The sequence below is a fragment of the Streptomyces sp. NBC_00996 genome (assembly GCF_045162675.1).
Classification (GTDB): domain Bacteria; phylum Actinomycetota; class Actinomycetes; order Streptomycetales; family Streptomycetaceae; genus Streptomyces.
Genome location: NZ_CP108723.1, coordinates 4,805,832 through 4,820,006 on the forward strand (window position 1 = coordinate 4,805,832; position 14,175 = coordinate 4,820,006).

Below are 14,175 nucleotides of genomic sequence, written 5' to 3' on the forward strand. Positions count from 1 at the left end.
TTCTTTGGCGTCGCGCCCGACCGAGTCACGGATCCACGCGACCCGGCAACAGCTCCGCCCATACCGTCTTGCAGTGGGCGGGCGCCTCGTCGACGCCCCAACGGCCCGCGTACGCCGCCACCATGAGCAGGCCGCGTCCCGATTCCCCGCACTCCGCACCCGGGTCCTGGATACGCGGGACCCGGTCGCCTCGGGCGTCGGTCACCTCGATACGGAGTGTGCCGCCCGCGTCCAGCACGAGCGTCAGCCGGAAGTCCCGGCCCGGTACGCGGCCGTGCAGCACGGCGGAGTTTTCGACCGGGTGCCCCGGCCGCTCCTCACCTTCGTCCAGGAAGAGGTGACGCTGCGGCGGCCTATCGGGGGCAGAATGGTGCTGCGACAACAGCTCGAACGCCTGTTGGAGATCAGCGGGTTGAGGCACGTCGAGATCCAGGTGATGCCCACGGACCGCGAGGACCACGCGGGCATGGGCGGCTCACTCCAGCTACTGAGGCTCAGGGGCGGCAAGACACTGGGGCACGCCGAGGCCCAGCTGCACAGTCGCGTGATCAGTGATCCCAGGGAGGTCCAGATCCTGGAGATGCGCTGTGGAATGATCCGGGCGCAGGCCCTCCCGCCCCGGGAGTCGCTGGCCTTCATCGAGAAAGTCCTGGGAGAAGAAGCATGACCCTGGAGTGGTTCAAGAGCAGCTACAGCAGCAACGACGGTCCAGATTGCGTCGAGGTCGCCATAGCCACCACCGACGCCACCGTGCACGTACGCGACTCCAAGGACCGGCTGAGCGCACAGCTCGCCTTCACGGACGGGGTCTGGGTCGAGTTCGTGGAGTTCGCGGGTCATTCCGCGTAGCGCGCCCGCACGGTGTCGCGGGCCGATGTGACCGTCGCCAGGCGGGGCGAGAGTTCGGAGCGGTCGGCGCCGGGGCTGTGCAGCAGGTCGGTGAGGATGTCGGCGAGGCCCGCCAGGTCGTCCCAGGCGGGCTCCATGGCCAGGACTTCGGCCAAGGCCCGGTCGGCCTCGTCCCAGTCGGCGAGGGCCCAGTCGACGATGCACCGCCCTGTCACGCGCGTCAGCTCGTCCAGTTCGCCTGCGTCCAGGACCTGCGCCAGTTCACGCCACAGGGCTTCCGCGGCCGCCAGTCCCCGGGATCTGCTGTCGATCACCGCCAGCAGGAACGTGCCCGGCACCACGTCCTCCGCGCGGATCCGCTCGGCGAGGCGTCGGGCCTGTGCCCACTGCCCGGTGTGTTGGAAGGCCACGACGCGCAGGTAGTCGAGGCCGTCGGCCGGGTCGGCCGACCGGTCCGCGTCGGCCACACGGGCCAGCGCCTCGTCCCATCGGCCGCTGTGGATCAGCGCCTCGATGGCGTTGCTGCGGGCCGTGGCCAGGGCCCCGTCCAGGGTGAGGCACCGGTCCCAGTCGGCCACGGCCTGGTCGGTCCGCCCGGTCGCCAGGAAGACACGCGCCCGCTGGTCGTACGCCCACGCGTAGTCCGGACTCGCCGCCAGGGCGCGGTCCAGAAATGCCAGCGCCTCGGTGTGGTTCCCCAGGGCACGGTGCGATGCGCCAAGACTGGCCAACGCCGAGGCGTTGCCGGGATCGCGTTCCACCACGCGGTGGAAGACGGCGATCGCCTCCTGGTGTCTGCCCGCGATCCGGTAGGCGTCGCCCAGCTCGGTCTCGATCCAGTTGACTCCGGGGCTCGCCGCGACCGCACGCCGTAGATCCTCGAACATGCCGTCCTGGTGCTGCAGTCGGCGCTTGACCCGTGCCCGCCTCAGCAGGGCCCAGGAGTAGTCCGGCTCCAACTCGACAGCGCGGTTCAGGTCGGCCAGAGCCTCCTCGTCGCGGCCCAGTTCGTGGTGGGCGACCCCACGGCCCGCGAGGGCCGAAGGGTAGTCGGGCATGAGGGAGACGGCTCGGTCGAGTTCGGTGACGGTCTCCTCGAAGCGGCCTGCCAGCCGATAGGCCTCTCCCCGTTCCGACGCGACCCAGGCCGAGTCGGGCGAAAGCAGGGCCGCACGGTCCAGGTCGGTGAACGCCTTGTCCCACTCCTCCATGTCGGCGTGCAGGCGAGCCCGGCGCACCAATGGAAAAATGTAGTCCTCGTCGATGCGCAGAGCGCGGTCGAAGTCGGCGAGCGCCTCGTCCGGCAGCCCGAGCGCGTGCCGGCAGACGCCCCTGGAGGCCAGGGCACCGGGATCCGTCGGATCGAGTGTGACGGCCCGGTCGAAGTCGGCGACGGCCTCCTCGAACCGACCCGCCAGCCGATACGTCTCGCCGCGGGCCGCAATGACCCGCCCGTCATGAGGAGCCAGCTCTTCGGCACGGTCGAAGGCGGCCAGAGCCGCCGGGAAGTCGCCCAGAGACCGTTGGGCGACACCACCGTTGACGTGGGCCAGATCCAGATCCGGATCGAGTTCGACCGCCCGATCGCACTCGCGCAGAGCCTGCCGGTCCTCCCCGGCGTAGTGCAGCTCGCTCCCCCGCAGCGTGTGCGCCAGCGCCCGGTCCCGCACGGTCGTCCCGGAGCGGGCCAGAAACAGGTCCATCGCCTTGGTCACCCCGGCCTCGTCGTCCGCGAGGGCCTCGCCCAGGCGACGACCGAAGTCCTTCAGGTCCGGCGCGTCGGCGTCGGCGCCCGCCTCCTCCAGCATGCGCGCCCAGTGCCGGCCGGTCCCGTGGTCCGTCCCGCAGACCCCGATCAGGTCCCGCAGCACCCCGGGGAGCGCCGAGAGAGGGCGGGCACACAACAAGTGATACATCTCCTCCAGCCGCAGCTCACACCATTGCTCGTGCGCCCATTCCGCGTAAGGCCGCAGGCCGCGCGCCGCCTCCTCACGCCAACGGCCGAACACTTCCGCGAGCCTCTCGTGCCGCTCGGTCCACCCCCGCGGAGAACGGCGCCGCAGCAACCGGAGCATCGGCTCGCGTACCAGGTCGTGATACCGCAGCCGGTCGCCGCGATCGTCCACGAACGCCAGCCGACGCAGCCAGCCGAAGAACGCGTCGGCCTCTTCGTCCGGGCAGTCCACGGCCGCCCGGAACACGTCCATGTCCAGGCGCCGGGGCAGCGCACACGCGAGTGCCACCGCCTGGCGTACCGGATCCTGCTCCCACTTCACAGATAGCGCTCGACGGCCGTGGCACTGGGGTCGCCCACGTCGCCCGGGTCGGTGGGTCGCTGCTCGGCCAGGGTCGAGACCAGCAGGGGCAGTCCACCGGTGAGGCGCAGCACTTCCTCCACCACGGGCTCCGCCACGACCCCTTTGTCCGCCAGCAGCCCACGGGCCTCCGCCTCGGTGAACGGCCCCAGCGGCACGTCCGTCATGAAGTCGGCGAAGGCGCCCCAGCGGGCGGTGTCGAAGGGGCGTTGGCCGGCGGTCACCATGACGACGGTGGCGGGCAGGGTGCCGTGCCGATCGCTCGTCATCAGCTCGTGCAGCCAGCCGTCGAGGAACGGTCCCGTCCGCTCATACGTGTCGAAGAACAGGACGATCCAGGGCGCGCCGGACGCCGCGTCGGTGAGTTCGTTCAGCAGCACCGGGGTGAGCACGCGCTCCGGGGACAGGACCAGCTGCACGTCCTCCTGATTGCGGAAGCGTGCGCTGAGGCCCGCCCTCAACCGGTCGGCTCCCTGGGCGAGTTGGGCCGCGTCGAGCACTCCGGCGAAGGCGCCGATCCCCGGCACCATGCCCAGCGTGACCAGTCCGGCCCGCGCCGCCACCACGCTGCTCGCCGACGGCCCCGCCGGCTCCGGTTCGAGCATGGCGACGGCAGCCGCCTCCGCCTCGTACCGACGCTCGCGATGCGCGGCGAGCAGCCGGTCCAGGTCCTTGAACCTGTGCCCCTGCCCGGCGAACTGACGACTCAGCATCGCCATCGCCTCCGGCACGCTCCCGGCACTCTCGTCGACAAATGCGGTTGACGCGCCCTTCTCCCGCGCGACCTGCTCCAACTCCCGTACCAGGAACGTCTTCCCGACGCCCGCGTTGCCGTGCACGTGAAAGAGGAACCGGTGCCGCTCGTCCTCGGGCGGAATCTCGAAGTTCGCCCGGAACGCGGCCCGTTCCGCATCCCGGCCCACGAACCCGGCACGCCTGCGCTGCCGGATCAGCTCCTGCATCGACGGCCGCGCCTGCGCCACCCGTACGTCCCCTCGTCCGCCCGCCTCAGACCTCGCGTGTCTTCATTCTGGCCGAATGTGCGCGGGCTGTACCGGACAGCGCGGGGAAAGAGACCGGCATGGCCACCCCCACCTCACGCGCCCTCCCCCTCACCGCCACCCTCCTCACCGGCACCGTCGCCCTCTACATCGCTCTCGTAGCCTTCGGGAACATCACGGACTTCGGCACCAACCAGCAGTTCGTGCGGCATGTCCTCGCGATGGACACGACCTTCGAGGACGACGACCTGATGTGGCGAGCCGTCACCAGCAAGAGCCTTCAGGACGCGGCGTACATCGCCATCATCGTCTGGGAGACCATCGCCGCCCTCGTCCTCATCTACGGGACCTGGCTCTGGGCCCGTAGCGACCACCCCCGCGCCCGCCGGATCTCCACCTACGGCCTGCTGATGCTCATGCTGCTGTTCGGTGCCGGGTTCATAGCGATCGGCGGCGAGTGGTTCGCGATGTGGCAGTCGAAGGACTGGAACGGGCTGGAGGCGGCGACCCGGGTGTTCCTGCTGAGCGGGGTCGTGCTGCTGGTCGTCCACCTGCCGTTCGGACAGACCGGCTCGGCCGCTTGACCACGGCCGCCGTCGCGCCGCCGTCCGTTACTCGAGCACCGGCAACAACTCCGGCAGATGACCGTCGGAGGCGGCGGCCGCCCGCTGCCGCTCCTCGGGCACCTCGCCGTACAGCGTCGTCCGCGGCTTCGCCGGGCGCCCCGCCGTCTCGGCCACCGCGATCAGGTCCTTGACCGACTTGTAGGAGCCGTACGACGAGCCCGCCATCCGGGAGATGGTCTCCTCCATGAGGGTGCCGCCCAGGTCGTTCGCGCCCGAGCGGAGCATCTCTGCCGCGCCCTCGGTGCCCAGCTTCACCCAGCTGGTCTGGATGTTGGGGATGTGCGGGTGCAGGAGGAGGCGGGCCATCGCCACCACCGCGCGGTTGTCGCGGGTCGTCGGGCCGGGGCGGGCGATGCCGGCCAGGTAGACCGGTGCGTTGGTGTGGATGAAGGGGAGGGTCACGAACTCGGTGAAGCCGCCGGTCCGCTGCTGGATGCGGGAGAGCGTGCGGAAGTGGCCGAGCCAGTGGCGGGGCTGGTCCACATGGCCGTACATCATGGTGGAGGAGGAACGGATGCCCAGTTCGTGGGCGGTCGTGACGACCTCGATCCACGTGGCCGCGGGCAGTTTGCCCTTCGTCAGGACCCAGCGCACCTCGTCGTCGAGGATCTCCGCCGCCGTGCCGGGGATCGTGTCCAGGCCGGCCTCCTTCGCGGCGGTCAGCCACTCGCGGATCGACAGGCCGGTGCGGGTCGCGCCGTTCACCACCTCCATCGGGGAGAAGGCGTGCACGTGCATGCCGGGGACGCGCTCCTTCACCGCCTTGGCGATGTCGAAGTAGGCCGTGCCGGGCAGGTCGGGGTGGATGCCGCCCTGCATGCAGACCTCGACCGCGCCGACGTCCCAGGCCTGGGCGGCACGGTCCGCCACCTGCTCCAGCGAGAGCGTGTAGGCGTCCGCGTCCGTGCGGCGCTGGGCGAAGGCGCAGAAACGGCAGCCGGTGTAGCAGACGTTCGTGAAGTTGATGTTCCGCGTGACGATGTACGTGACGTCGTCGCCGACCGCCGACTTGCGGACGTCGTCCGCGATCCGGCAGAGCGCGTCGAGCGCCGGGCCGTCGGCGTGCAGCAGCGCGAGCGCCTCGTCGTCGGTGAGCCGCGTCGGGTCGTCGGCGGCCGTCGCGAGCGCCGCGCGCACGTCGGTGTCGATACGGGAGGGCGCCATCCCGGGCGCCGCGGCCTCGCGGAGCGCCTCCCAGTCGCCGTAGACGACGTCGAAGTCGTCCCGGCGGTCGCCGGTGCGGCCCTCGGTGTCGATCGACACATGCAGGTCGATGCGTCCGGAGGAGGTGAAGGCCTCTTCCGGCTCCTGCCACGGCTGTCCCTCGACCACCGCGTCCTCGCGGGCGAGGCCCGTCTGCGGATCGGCCAGCGCGCGCACGTGCGGCAGCAGCCGCGGGTCCAGCCAGGGCTCGCCGCGCTGCACGAACTCGGGGTAGACGCAGAGCCGTTCGCGCAGTGCGAAGCCCGCGGCGGCCGACTCCGAGGTGAGCAGTTCGATCTGCGGCCAGGGCCGCTCCGGGTTCACATGGTCGATGGTCAGCGGCGAGACCCCGCCCCAGTCGTCGATCCCCGCGCCGATCAGCCGCCCGTACTCACTGTCGACGAGATTCGGCGGCGCCTGCAGGCACGCCGCCGGGCCCATGATGTGCCGCGCCACCGCGACCGTGGCCACCAGCTCGTCCAGCTCCGCGTCCGGCATGCCGCGCATCGCGGTGTCCGGCTTGGCGCGGAAGTTCTGGATGATGAGTTCCTGGATGCCGTGGTACGACCGCGACACGCGGCGGAGCGCGAAGAGGGACTCGGCGCGCTCCTCGTACGTCTCGCCGATCCCGATCAGCAGGCCGCTGGTGAACGGGACGGAGGACCGGCCCGCGTCCTCCAGCACGCGCAGCCGCACCGCCGGTTCCTTGTCGGGCGAGCCGTAGTGCGGCCCGCCAGGCTCGGACCACAGCCGGGTGGCCGTGTTCTCCAGCATCATGCCCATGCTCGGCGCGACGGGCTTGAGCCGCTGGAAGTCGGTCCACGACATCACCCCGGGGTTGAGGTGCGGAAGCAGCCCGGTCTCCTCCAGAATGCGGATCGAAATGGCCCGTACGTACGCGATCGTGTCGTCGTACCCGTGCGCATCCAGCCACTCGCGGGCCTCGGGCCAGCGGTCCTCCGGCTTGTCGCCCAGCGTGATCAGGGCTTCCTTGCAGCCCAGTTCGGCGCCTCGGCGTGCCACGTCGAGGACCTCGTCGGGGGACATGAACATTCCGTGGCCCGCCCGGCGCAGTTTGCCGGGCACGGTGACGAAGGTGCAGTAGTGGCATTTGTCCCGGCACAGCCGGGTCAGCGGGATGAAGACGCTCTTCGAGTACGTGATGACGCCGGGGCGGCCCGCCGCCTCGAGCCCCGCGTCCCGCACCCGGGCGGCGGACGCGGTCAGGTCGTCGAGGTCCGCTCCGCGCGCCTGCAACAGCACCGCCGCCTCGGTGACGTCGAGCGCGACGCCGTCCCGCGCACGCTTGAGCGCGCGTCGCATGGAGTTCGCCGTCGGCCCGGTCCCGGGAGTCGCGGAAGTCGTCATCCTTCGAGCATACGATCGCGTTGATCAGGCGTTGCAGGCCTGGGCGTATTCCTCGCGCGCGGCGGATCGTTACAGGGTGGCACTGGTACCGGCCGAGCGGGTCCGGCAGGGCGTCGCGGGGGGACAGCAGTCGGGCCTCCGCACAAGCGGCAGCCACCGGTTCAGCGCAAGCCGCAGCCGCCTGTCCCGTGCAAGCCGCCAGTTCCGCGCAAGCCGCCGATACCCTTCCCGTGCACCGGCGTTCACGGCCGAATACCAGGGTTGTACGTGTCACACCCTCCCCCGACTATGTCATGTCACTGTCACGCTCAACACCTAGGAGCAGCAGCATGTGCGAGGACGACCACGGAAACGGGATGGCCAGACGCGCCCTGTTCGTGACGGGTGCCGCCGCCGCGCTTACGTTGGGAAGCGTGAGCTTCTCCAACGGCCCCGCAGCCGAAGCGGCAAGCAACCAAGAGACGAAGACGGTACGCGGCACCCTTCCCATCGGATCGCCGGACTTCGTGTACCTCCCGGTCGAAGTCCCGCACGGCGTCCGGGAGATCAAGGTCTCCTACACCTACGAGAAGCCGTCCGTGCCCGCCGGCACCATGGGCAATGCCCTCGACATCGGCATCTTCGACGAGCGCGGCACCGAGTTGGGCGGCCGGGGCTTCCGCGGCTGGTCGGGCGGGGCGCGCACCGAATTCTTCCTCCGCGGCGACGACGCGACCCCCGGCTACATCCCCGGCCCCCTTCGCCCCGGCACCTGGCACATCGCGCTGGGCCCGTACACGGTGGCACCGCAGGGACTGCCGTACGAGGTCACGATCACCCTCACGTACGGGGAGCCCGGCGTCGTCGCGCAGCCGACGTACCCGCCCTCGCGGGCGAAGGGCCGCGGCCGCGACTGGTACCGCGGCGACTGCCATCTGCACTCCTGGTACTCGGACGGCCGCCGCACCCCCGCCGAGATCGCGGCGCTGGCCCGCGCGGCAGGGCTGGACTTCATCAACACGTCCGAGCACAACACCCACTCCTCGCACCCGCATTGGGCGGACCAGGCGGGTGACGACCTCCTGATCATGCTCGGCGAGGAGGTGACGACGAGGAACGGCCACGTACTGGCCCTCGGCACGGACCCGGGCACCTTCGTCGACTGGCGTTACCGGGCCCGCGACAACCGCTTCGGCAAGTACGCGCGCCAGATCCACCGCGCCGGAGGCCTGGTCGTCCCCGCCCATCCGCACGCCACCTGCATCGGCTGCGGCTGGAAGTTCGGCTTCGGGGAGGCGGACGCGGTCGAGGTGTGGAACGGCCCGTTCACCCCCGACGACGAGGTGTCCCTGGCCGAGTGGGACAACACGCTGGTCGCCGCCGTACGCTCCGGCCACGACTGGATCCCGGCGATGGGCAACAGCGACGCCCACCGCTACCCCGACCCGATCGGCACCCCCCAGACGGTCGTCCTGGCCGACGACCTGACCCGCGAGGCCATCCAGGCCGGCATCCGCACCGGCCGCTCCTACGTGGCCGAGTCGAAGCTGGTCTCCCTCACCTTCACGGCATCCGGCCCCAAGGGCGAACACGCGGGCATCGGTGAACGCCTCCGCGTGGACAAGGACACCCCGGTCACCATCCGCCTGGAGGCCGCCGGCGCCCCCCGCTGCACCATCCGTCTCGTCACCGACCAGGGCGTCCTCTTCACCAGCGCGCCCCTGCCGGTCTCCGGATCCGGCACGGCCGAGTGGCAGACGACGGCGGCGTACGCGGCGTACGTACGGGCGGAACTGCGTCACGAGGTGGCGGTGGGGCCGCTGCCGGGGGCGTTGGCGGCGTTCACGAATCCGATTTTCCTGGGGGCACCCGGCGAGCAGGAGTAGCACTCAGGGGCAGCCGCAGCCGAGCCGGTCCGGAAGGGGCCACGGGGTCAACCGGTGCGGTACCCGGGCCGGCCAAGCGGCTGCGGAAGGTGGACGGTTGCTCAGGGCTCCGGTATCCGCCGGCGCGGGCGGGGGGTGACGTCGCCCGGCGTCCGGTGCGCAGCCATGGGCGGCACAGGCGGAGTCAGCGGTCGGCGATGTCCTCGCGGAGACCGTCGGAGAATTCCCACCACGACAACGGGAGCCAGTCGCCGTTGACGAAGGCGTCGACAGTCGCGCCTCGACCGCGGACGGTCACGGTCGTTCCCGGCGGGTAGGTGGTTCCGGAGAGCCCGGGCACGGCGACGAGCAGTGTTCCCAGTCGTTGCGCTGACATTTTCGCCCTGCCTCTCCATTTCCCGATACGGCACCGGGGTAGATATTCATTCCGAGATTACCGGGTTGTCCTATCAGGCAGGCCGGAGAATCATGAGAGATAGGTCACGCGGAGAAAGCGGGCGGGGGGCGGCAACCGGATCACACGCATCGCCGAGCCGAGGTGGCAGCAATGAAAGCCGTCGTTTACAAGGAACCGTTCACCGTGGCGGTCGAAGAGGTTGAAAAGCCCAGCATCCAGCACCCGAACGATGTGATCGTACGGGTCACCTCCACCGCGATATGCGGTTCTGATCTGCACATGTACGAGGGCCGCACGGCTGCCGAGTCCGGCATCGTATTCGGTCACGAGAACATGGGAATCATCGAGGACCTGGGCGAGGGCGTCACCACGCTCAAGGAGGGTGACCGCGTGGTCATGCCCTTCAATGTCGCCTGCGGGTTCTGTATCAACTGTGTCGAGCGATTCACCGGATTCTGCCTGACCGTCAATCCCGGTTTCGCAGGCGGAGCTTACGGCTATGTCGCCATGGGGCCCTGGATGGGCGGCCAGGCGGAGTATCTGCGCGTTCCCTACGCCGACTTCAACTGTCTGAAGCTGCCGGAGGGAACCGAGCACGAGAGCGATTTCATACTGCTCGCCGACATCTTCCCCACCGGCTACCACGGCTGCGAACTCGCCGACGTCCGTCCCGGCGAGAGCGTCGCGGTGTACGGCGGAGGGCCGGTCGGGCTCATGGCCGCCTACTCGGCTCTGCTGCGCGGCGCCAAGAAGGTGTTCGTCGTGGACCGGGTCCCCGAGCGGCTGCAGAAGGCCGAGGAGATAGGCGCGGTTCCGATCAACTTCGCCGAGGGTGACCCGGTCGAGCAGATCAAGGAGCAGACCGAGGGCATCGGCACGGACAAGGGCGTGGACGCCGTGGGCTACCAGGCGACGGCGCACGGCACGGACCGCGAGGAACCGGCGACCGTTCTGAACTCGCTCGTCGGTACGGTCCGGGCCACCGGAGCGCTCGGCATACCCGGCCTCTATGTTCCGTCCGACCCCGGAGGCCCGGACGAGCAGGCCAAGCACGGCATGCTCCTCGTCTCGATCGGCAAGCTCTTCGAGAAGGGTCTGCGGTTGGGTACGGGACAGTGCAACGTGAAGCGCTACAACCGGTTCCTGCGCGACATGATCATCGAGGGCAGGGCCAAGCCCAGCTTCGTCGTGTCCCACGAACTGCCCCTGGATCAGGCGCCGTCGGCGTACGACAAGTTCGACAAGCGGATCGAGGGCTACACGAAGGTGGTGCTGCACCCGTAGCCCCGTAGACGGGAACCGCCGGCTGCGTCGGGGAATCGCGTCCCCGCCGCAGCCGGCTGCGGCTGACGGTCCAGTGGGCCGCCGATGCGGTGCTCCGCCGCGACGGCCACCGCTGGACCCCGGCCCTACTCGGGCGGCGTGTTCGAGAGGCGGTCCAGCCACTCGGAGAGCAGGGAGCCCTCGGCCGCGGTGAAGGCCGGGCTCGGGGTCTGGCGGAGGAGGGCGCCCAGGCGGGTCGCGGTGGCCGGGACGCCGGTTTCGGCCGGGGTGGTCGTGGACGGCGTACGGGATTGCGTCACGTCCGGGGTGAAGACCACCGCATGGACCGCGTCCCGTACCCGGCGGGAGACCGTCGGGTCGGTGAAGGTCGCGGGGCGGGAGACCAGCATCAGGGCGACGCCGACGTTGGCGGACATGATGATCTGGGCGGCCAGTTCCGGGGCGAGGCACAACATGCCCTGTTCGGCGGCTCGTCGAAGGTCCGCGGTGAGGATCTCGTGGGACTCCAGGGCCGCGGCCGGCGGCGTACGCATCGCCGGGGAGTTCATGAGGCGGTAGAGGTTCGGGTTCTGGAGTGCGAACTCGGTGTGGGAGTCCCAGCCGTCGCGCAGGTCCTGCACCGGGTCCGTACCGGGTCGGCGTTCGCGCTTGGTCGCCAGGTACTTGTCCCAGCCGTGGTCGACGACCGCCGACAGCAGACCCTCCTTGTCCCCGAAGTGGCGGTAGAGCGCCGGGGCACCGACCCCGGCGGCCTCGCAGACCGCCCGGGTCGAGACGTCCCCGTTCGGGGACTCCGCGACCAGGGCGGCCGCCACTTCGAGAATGCGCGCTTTCGTACTCACGGGAGCGACGCTATCCGAGGTCGTACGGCTGGTCATGTGCCTGGTCACACGGCTGGCCACACGGCCGTCCCGTGCGGGGCGAGGAGGTCCTCCAGGCCGATCCTCGTCAGGAACTGTGCCCGGATGCGGTCCGCGACCCGGCTGACCTCCTCGGAACCGTCGTTCGAGGGGTCGACGTGGACCCGGAAGGGCCGCTTTCCGTGCGGAGTGCCGACGACCTCGACGATCGCGTCGGCCACCTGGGCCGCGTCCGCGCCGGCGGGCGCGAGGGCGGCCAGGCGCTGGGCGACCTGGTCCATCAAGCCCGCGTAGCGCTCCTGGTACGCCGGGATCACGGTCTGCTCCATGGGGTGACCGCCCGTGGCGAAGTGGTTCGTGCCGGAGTTGAATCCTCCCCTGCCCGAAGGGAGGGGATTCCTGGCTCAGGCTGCTTTCCGGAGCGGCGCTCCGGAAAGTCTTACGCCCTCGACACCAGCCGGGTGGAGACCAGCCCGGACGAGCATCACGCGGGCGGAGTTCTTGTCCCGGGGGGACACTGCCGCGCACACGGTGCAGGTGTAGGTACGTTCGGACAGCGGGAGTGCGTGCTTGGTTCTCGCTCCGCAGCGGGCACAGTCCATGGTGGTGTACGCGGGATGCACGAGGTGTACGTCCCGCCCGTGCATGCGGCCCATCTCGATCAGGGCCTGCTTGGTAGCGCCGATGGCGGCATCGGCCGCCTTGCGCGCCATGGTCGTTTTGGCCAGGAACTTCGGCCGGAAGTCCTCCACCGCCAGCGCGTCATGATCCGTCACAACCTTCCTGGCCCACTTTCGACCGGTGTCCTGCCGCTGGCGGGCCACCTTCTGGTGCGCCTTGGCCCGCAAACGCTGTGCTTCCCGGTAGCCCTTAGAGGCGCACTGACCCTTGGCGGGTCTACGGCGGGCCATCATCCGGTCGTAGCGCGACAGCCGCGCCTGCGCCTTCTTGCCGTGCTGGGCGTGGGGCAGGTCATGGGCGTCGCTGGTGGTGGTCGCGGTCACCCTCACGCCCCAGTCGATCCCGATCACGCGGCCGGTCCCGGGCAGCGGCCGGACTTCTACGGCAACGACGAACGAGGCGTACCAGTGGCCAAGGCTGTCGCGGTAGACCCGCACACTGGACGGTGCGATGGGCAGGGCCCGCGACCACACCACCGTGACCGTGACGCCGCCCGCCAGATGCAGACGCCCGTCCTTGAGCCGGAAGCCGCGCCGAGTGTAGTTCAGCGTCACACCGGCCGCGCGCTTCTTCTTGTACCTGGGCATACCGGCGCGCTGCCGCTGCGGCAGGCGCTCCTTGATGTCCTTCAGTGCCTTGGTGCGGGACTTGGCGAAGTCTCGGATGATCTGCTGCTGGGGCACTGAACTACCCTCCCGCAACCACGCGTTGGCCTGCCGGGCTTCGGTGAGCATGCGGTCCAGGCGGGCCGGTCCGCACATCTCGCCATCCCGGTGGGCTTTTCGGGAGCGGGCGACGCACTCGTTCCAGACCCACCGGCAGCGGGCCCACTCCGCCTGCAGCGCGGCAGCGTCGGTGGCCGACACCCGCAGCCGGTAGGTGAAACGGGCCCGCCCCGCCTCCACGGCCTCGGCAACCGCCAGCGACTCCGCCATGCCCGCCCCCCTCCCACGGCTCCCTGACCCGTGCCACCGTGGCACTCCGAGCCTTGCGACACGACCATAGGTACGAGAACCGCACACACATGCCCCGATCACGAAAGCACCACCCCGATCAGTGATCACGGGTACTGGTGTTCGCATGTGCCACCGGCTCCGCCGGTGGCCGTGCGCTCGCTCCGCGCCCAAAGACCCGTGACGGCGACGCTCCGCATCGCACCCTCCCCTCGGCGGCAACGTCGCTACGCCCGCCCCGGCGGCCCGTGTAATTTCAGTGACGACGAGACAGGAGAGGCGGCCCCCACATGACGCGCTACGCCGAGCTCAAGTACCGGATCGTCACGCCGTTCCAGCGGCGCGTCGGCAACCCGGTGCTGCGCCGTCTGCCGATGCAGACCGTGCTGGAGACCACGGGCCGGACGTCCGGTCTGCCCCGCCGTACCCCGGTGGGCGGCCGTCGTGTCGGCGACTCGTTCTGGCTGGTCTCCGAATACGGGGAGAGGTCCCAGTACGTGCGCAACATCCGCGCCGACGCGCGGGTGCGCGTGCGCATCAGGGGGCGCTGGCACAGCGGCACGGCCCACCTTCTGCCGGACGACGACCCCCTGGCCCGGCTGAAGACGCTGCCCCGGCTGAACAGCGCGGCCGTCCGGGCGGTGGGGGGTCGGCTGATGACGGTGCGGGTCGACTTGGCGGACTGAGGTTCTTCGTCCCCTCCGCCCGTCCCGTCCCTGGGGGCTGCGCCGCAGGCCCCCCCAAAAAAAGACTGCGCAGTTCCCCGCGCCCCT

12 protein-coding genes and 2 pseudogenes are annotated in these 14,175 nt (G+C 70.3%); 6 read left to right on the plus strand and 8 right to left on the minus strand.

All coding sequences use genetic code 11. The features are described from left to right. Positions 1-25: 25 nt before the first annotated feature. Positions 26-289, minus strand: a pseudogene (locus OG390_RS22555) (ATP-binding protein); the annotation flags it as partial. On the opposite strand from OG390_RS22555, the pseudogene OG390_RS22560 reads away from it, so the two are divergent. Continuing rightward, positions 290-667: pseudogene (locus OG390_RS22560) on the plus strand (DUF5753 domain-containing protein); the annotation flags it as partial. Then, a complete protein-coding gene (locus tag OG390_RS22565; protein ID WP_406170518.1) occupies positions 664-849 on the plus strand; it encodes a DUF397 domain-containing protein in 186 nt (61 codons plus the stop codon). The pseudogene OG390_RS22560 and the gene OG390_RS22565, both read left to right, overlap by 4 nt. Here OG390_RS22565 and OG390_RS22570 read toward each other — a convergent pair. Further along, positions 837-3,125 (minus strand): tetratricopeptide repeat protein, encoded by a 2,289-nt coding sequence (locus OG390_RS22570; RefSeq protein ID WP_406170519.1) that lies wholly within the window; start codon positions 3,123-3,125, stop codon positions 837-839. The genes OG390_RS22565 and OG390_RS22570 overlap by 13 nt on opposite strands. Then, on the minus strand, positions 3,122-4,147 hold the full coding sequence (locus OG390_RS22575; RefSeq protein ID WP_406170521.1) for an ATP-binding protein: 1,026 nt from the start codon (positions 4,145-4,147) through the stop codon (positions 3,122-3,124). Before OG390_RS22575 ends, OG390_RS22570 begins: the two co-directional genes overlap by 4 nt. A 98-nt stretch (positions 4,148-4,245) precedes the next feature. Between OG390_RS22575 and OG390_RS22580 the strand changes: the two genes are divergently transcribed. Further along, a complete protein-coding gene (locus tag OG390_RS22580; protein ID WP_406170523.1) occupies positions 4,246-4,749 on the plus strand; it encodes a DUF2165 domain-containing protein in 504 nt (167 codons plus the stop codon). 27 nt (positions 4,750-4,776) lie between these two features. On the opposite strand, the gene OG390_RS22585 is transcribed toward OG390_RS22580, so the two are convergent. Continuing rightward, a complete protein-coding gene (locus OG390_RS22585) occupies positions 4,777-7,362 on the minus strand; it encodes a bifunctional FO biosynthesis protein CofGH (RefSeq protein ID WP_406170525.1) in 2,586 nt (861 codons plus the stop codon). A gap of 329 nt (positions 7,363-7,691) precedes the next feature. Here OG390_RS22585 and OG390_RS22590 point away from each other — a divergent pair, with 329 nt between their 5' ends. After that, positions 7,692-9,227, plus strand: coding sequence for a CehA/McbA family metallohydrolase (locus OG390_RS22590; protein WP_406170527.1), 1,536 nt, complete (start codon positions 7,692-7,694; stop codon positions 9,225-9,227). 184 nt (positions 9,228-9,411) lie between these two features. On the opposite strand, the gene OG390_RS22595 is transcribed toward OG390_RS22590, so the two are convergent. Continuing rightward, a complete protein-coding gene (locus OG390_RS22595; RefSeq protein WP_048456904.1) occupies positions 9,412-9,603 on the minus strand; it encodes a hypothetical protein in 192 nt (63 codons plus the stop codon). 171 nt (positions 9,604-9,774) lie between these two features. Here OG390_RS22595 and OG390_RS22600 point away from each other — a divergent pair, with 171 nt between their 5' ends. After that, entirely contained in the window at positions 9,775-10,908 is a 1,134-nt protein-coding gene (locus tag OG390_RS22600) for a glutathione-independent formaldehyde dehydrogenase (protein ID WP_406170529.1), read from the plus strand. Between the two features lie 125 nt (positions 10,909-11,033). Here the strand turns inward: OG390_RS22600 and OG390_RS22605 are convergent, their stop codons facing one another. The 3 genes from OG390_RS22605 to OG390_RS22615 all read right to left on the minus strand — a co-directional run bounded on the left by OG390_RS22605 (position 11,034) and on the right by OG390_RS22615 (position 13,384). Further along, on the minus strand, positions 11,034-11,750 hold the full coding sequence (locus OG390_RS22605) for a TetR/AcrR family transcriptional regulator (protein ID WP_406170531.1): 717 nt from the start codon (positions 11,748-11,750) through the stop codon (positions 11,034-11,036). A gap of 44 nt (positions 11,751-11,794) precedes the next feature. Continuing rightward, a complete protein-coding gene (locus OG390_RS22610; protein WP_406170533.1) occupies positions 11,795-12,097 on the minus strand; it encodes a hypothetical protein in 303 nt (100 codons plus the stop codon). A 75-nt stretch (positions 12,098-12,172) separates the two neighbouring features. Beyond that, positions 12,173-13,384, minus strand: coding sequence for an RNA-guided endonuclease InsQ/TnpB family protein (locus OG390_RS22615; protein WP_406170534.1), 1,212 nt, complete (start codon positions 13,382-13,384; stop codon positions 12,173-12,175). 308 nt (positions 13,385-13,692) lie between these two features. On the opposite strand from OG390_RS22615, the gene OG390_RS22620 reads away from it, so the two are divergent. After that, positions 13,693-14,088, plus strand: a complete 396-nt coding sequence (locus OG390_RS22620) for a nitroreductase/quinone reductase family protein (protein WP_406170536.1) — start codon at positions 13,693-13,695, stop codon at positions 14,086-14,088. Positions 14,089-14,175 lie beyond the last annotated feature (87 nt).

Bases quoted from the DNA above. Each gene is read 5' to 3' on its own strand.
- OG390_RS22565 (WP_406170518.1), top strand. From the start codon at position 664: ATGACCCTGGAGTGGTTCAAGAGCAGCTACAGCAGCAACGACGGTCCA.
- OG390_RS22580 (WP_406170523.1), top strand. From the start codon at position 4,246: ATGGCCACCCCCACCTCACGCGCCCTCCCCCTCACCGCCACCCTCCTC.
- OG390_RS22585 (WP_406170525.1), bottom strand. From the start codon at position 7,362: ATGACGACTTCCGCGACTCCCGGGACCGGGCCGACGGCGAACTCCATG.
- OG390_RS22590 (WP_406170527.1), top strand. From the start codon at position 7,692: ATGTGCGAGGACGACCACGGAAACGGGATGGCCAGACGCGCCCTGTTC.
- OG390_RS22595 (WP_048456904.1), bottom strand. From the start codon at position 9,603: ATGTCAGCGCAACGACTGGGAACACTGCTCGTCGCCGTGCCCGGGCTC.
- OG390_RS22600 (WP_406170529.1), top strand. From the start codon at position 9,775: ATGAAAGCCGTCGTTTACAAGGAACCGTTCACCGTGGCGGTCGAAGAG.
- OG390_RS22610 (WP_406170533.1), bottom strand. From the start codon at position 12,097: ATGGAGCAGACCGTGATCCCGGCGTACCAGGAGCGCTACGCGGGCTTG.
- OG390_RS22615 (WP_406170534.1), bottom strand. From the start codon at position 13,384: ATGGCGGAGTCGCTGGCGGTTGCCGAGGCCGTGGAGGCGGGGCGGGCC.
- OG390_RS22620 (WP_406170536.1), top strand. From the start codon at position 13,693: ATGACGCGCTACGCCGAGCTCAAGTACCGGATCGTCACGCCGTTCCAG.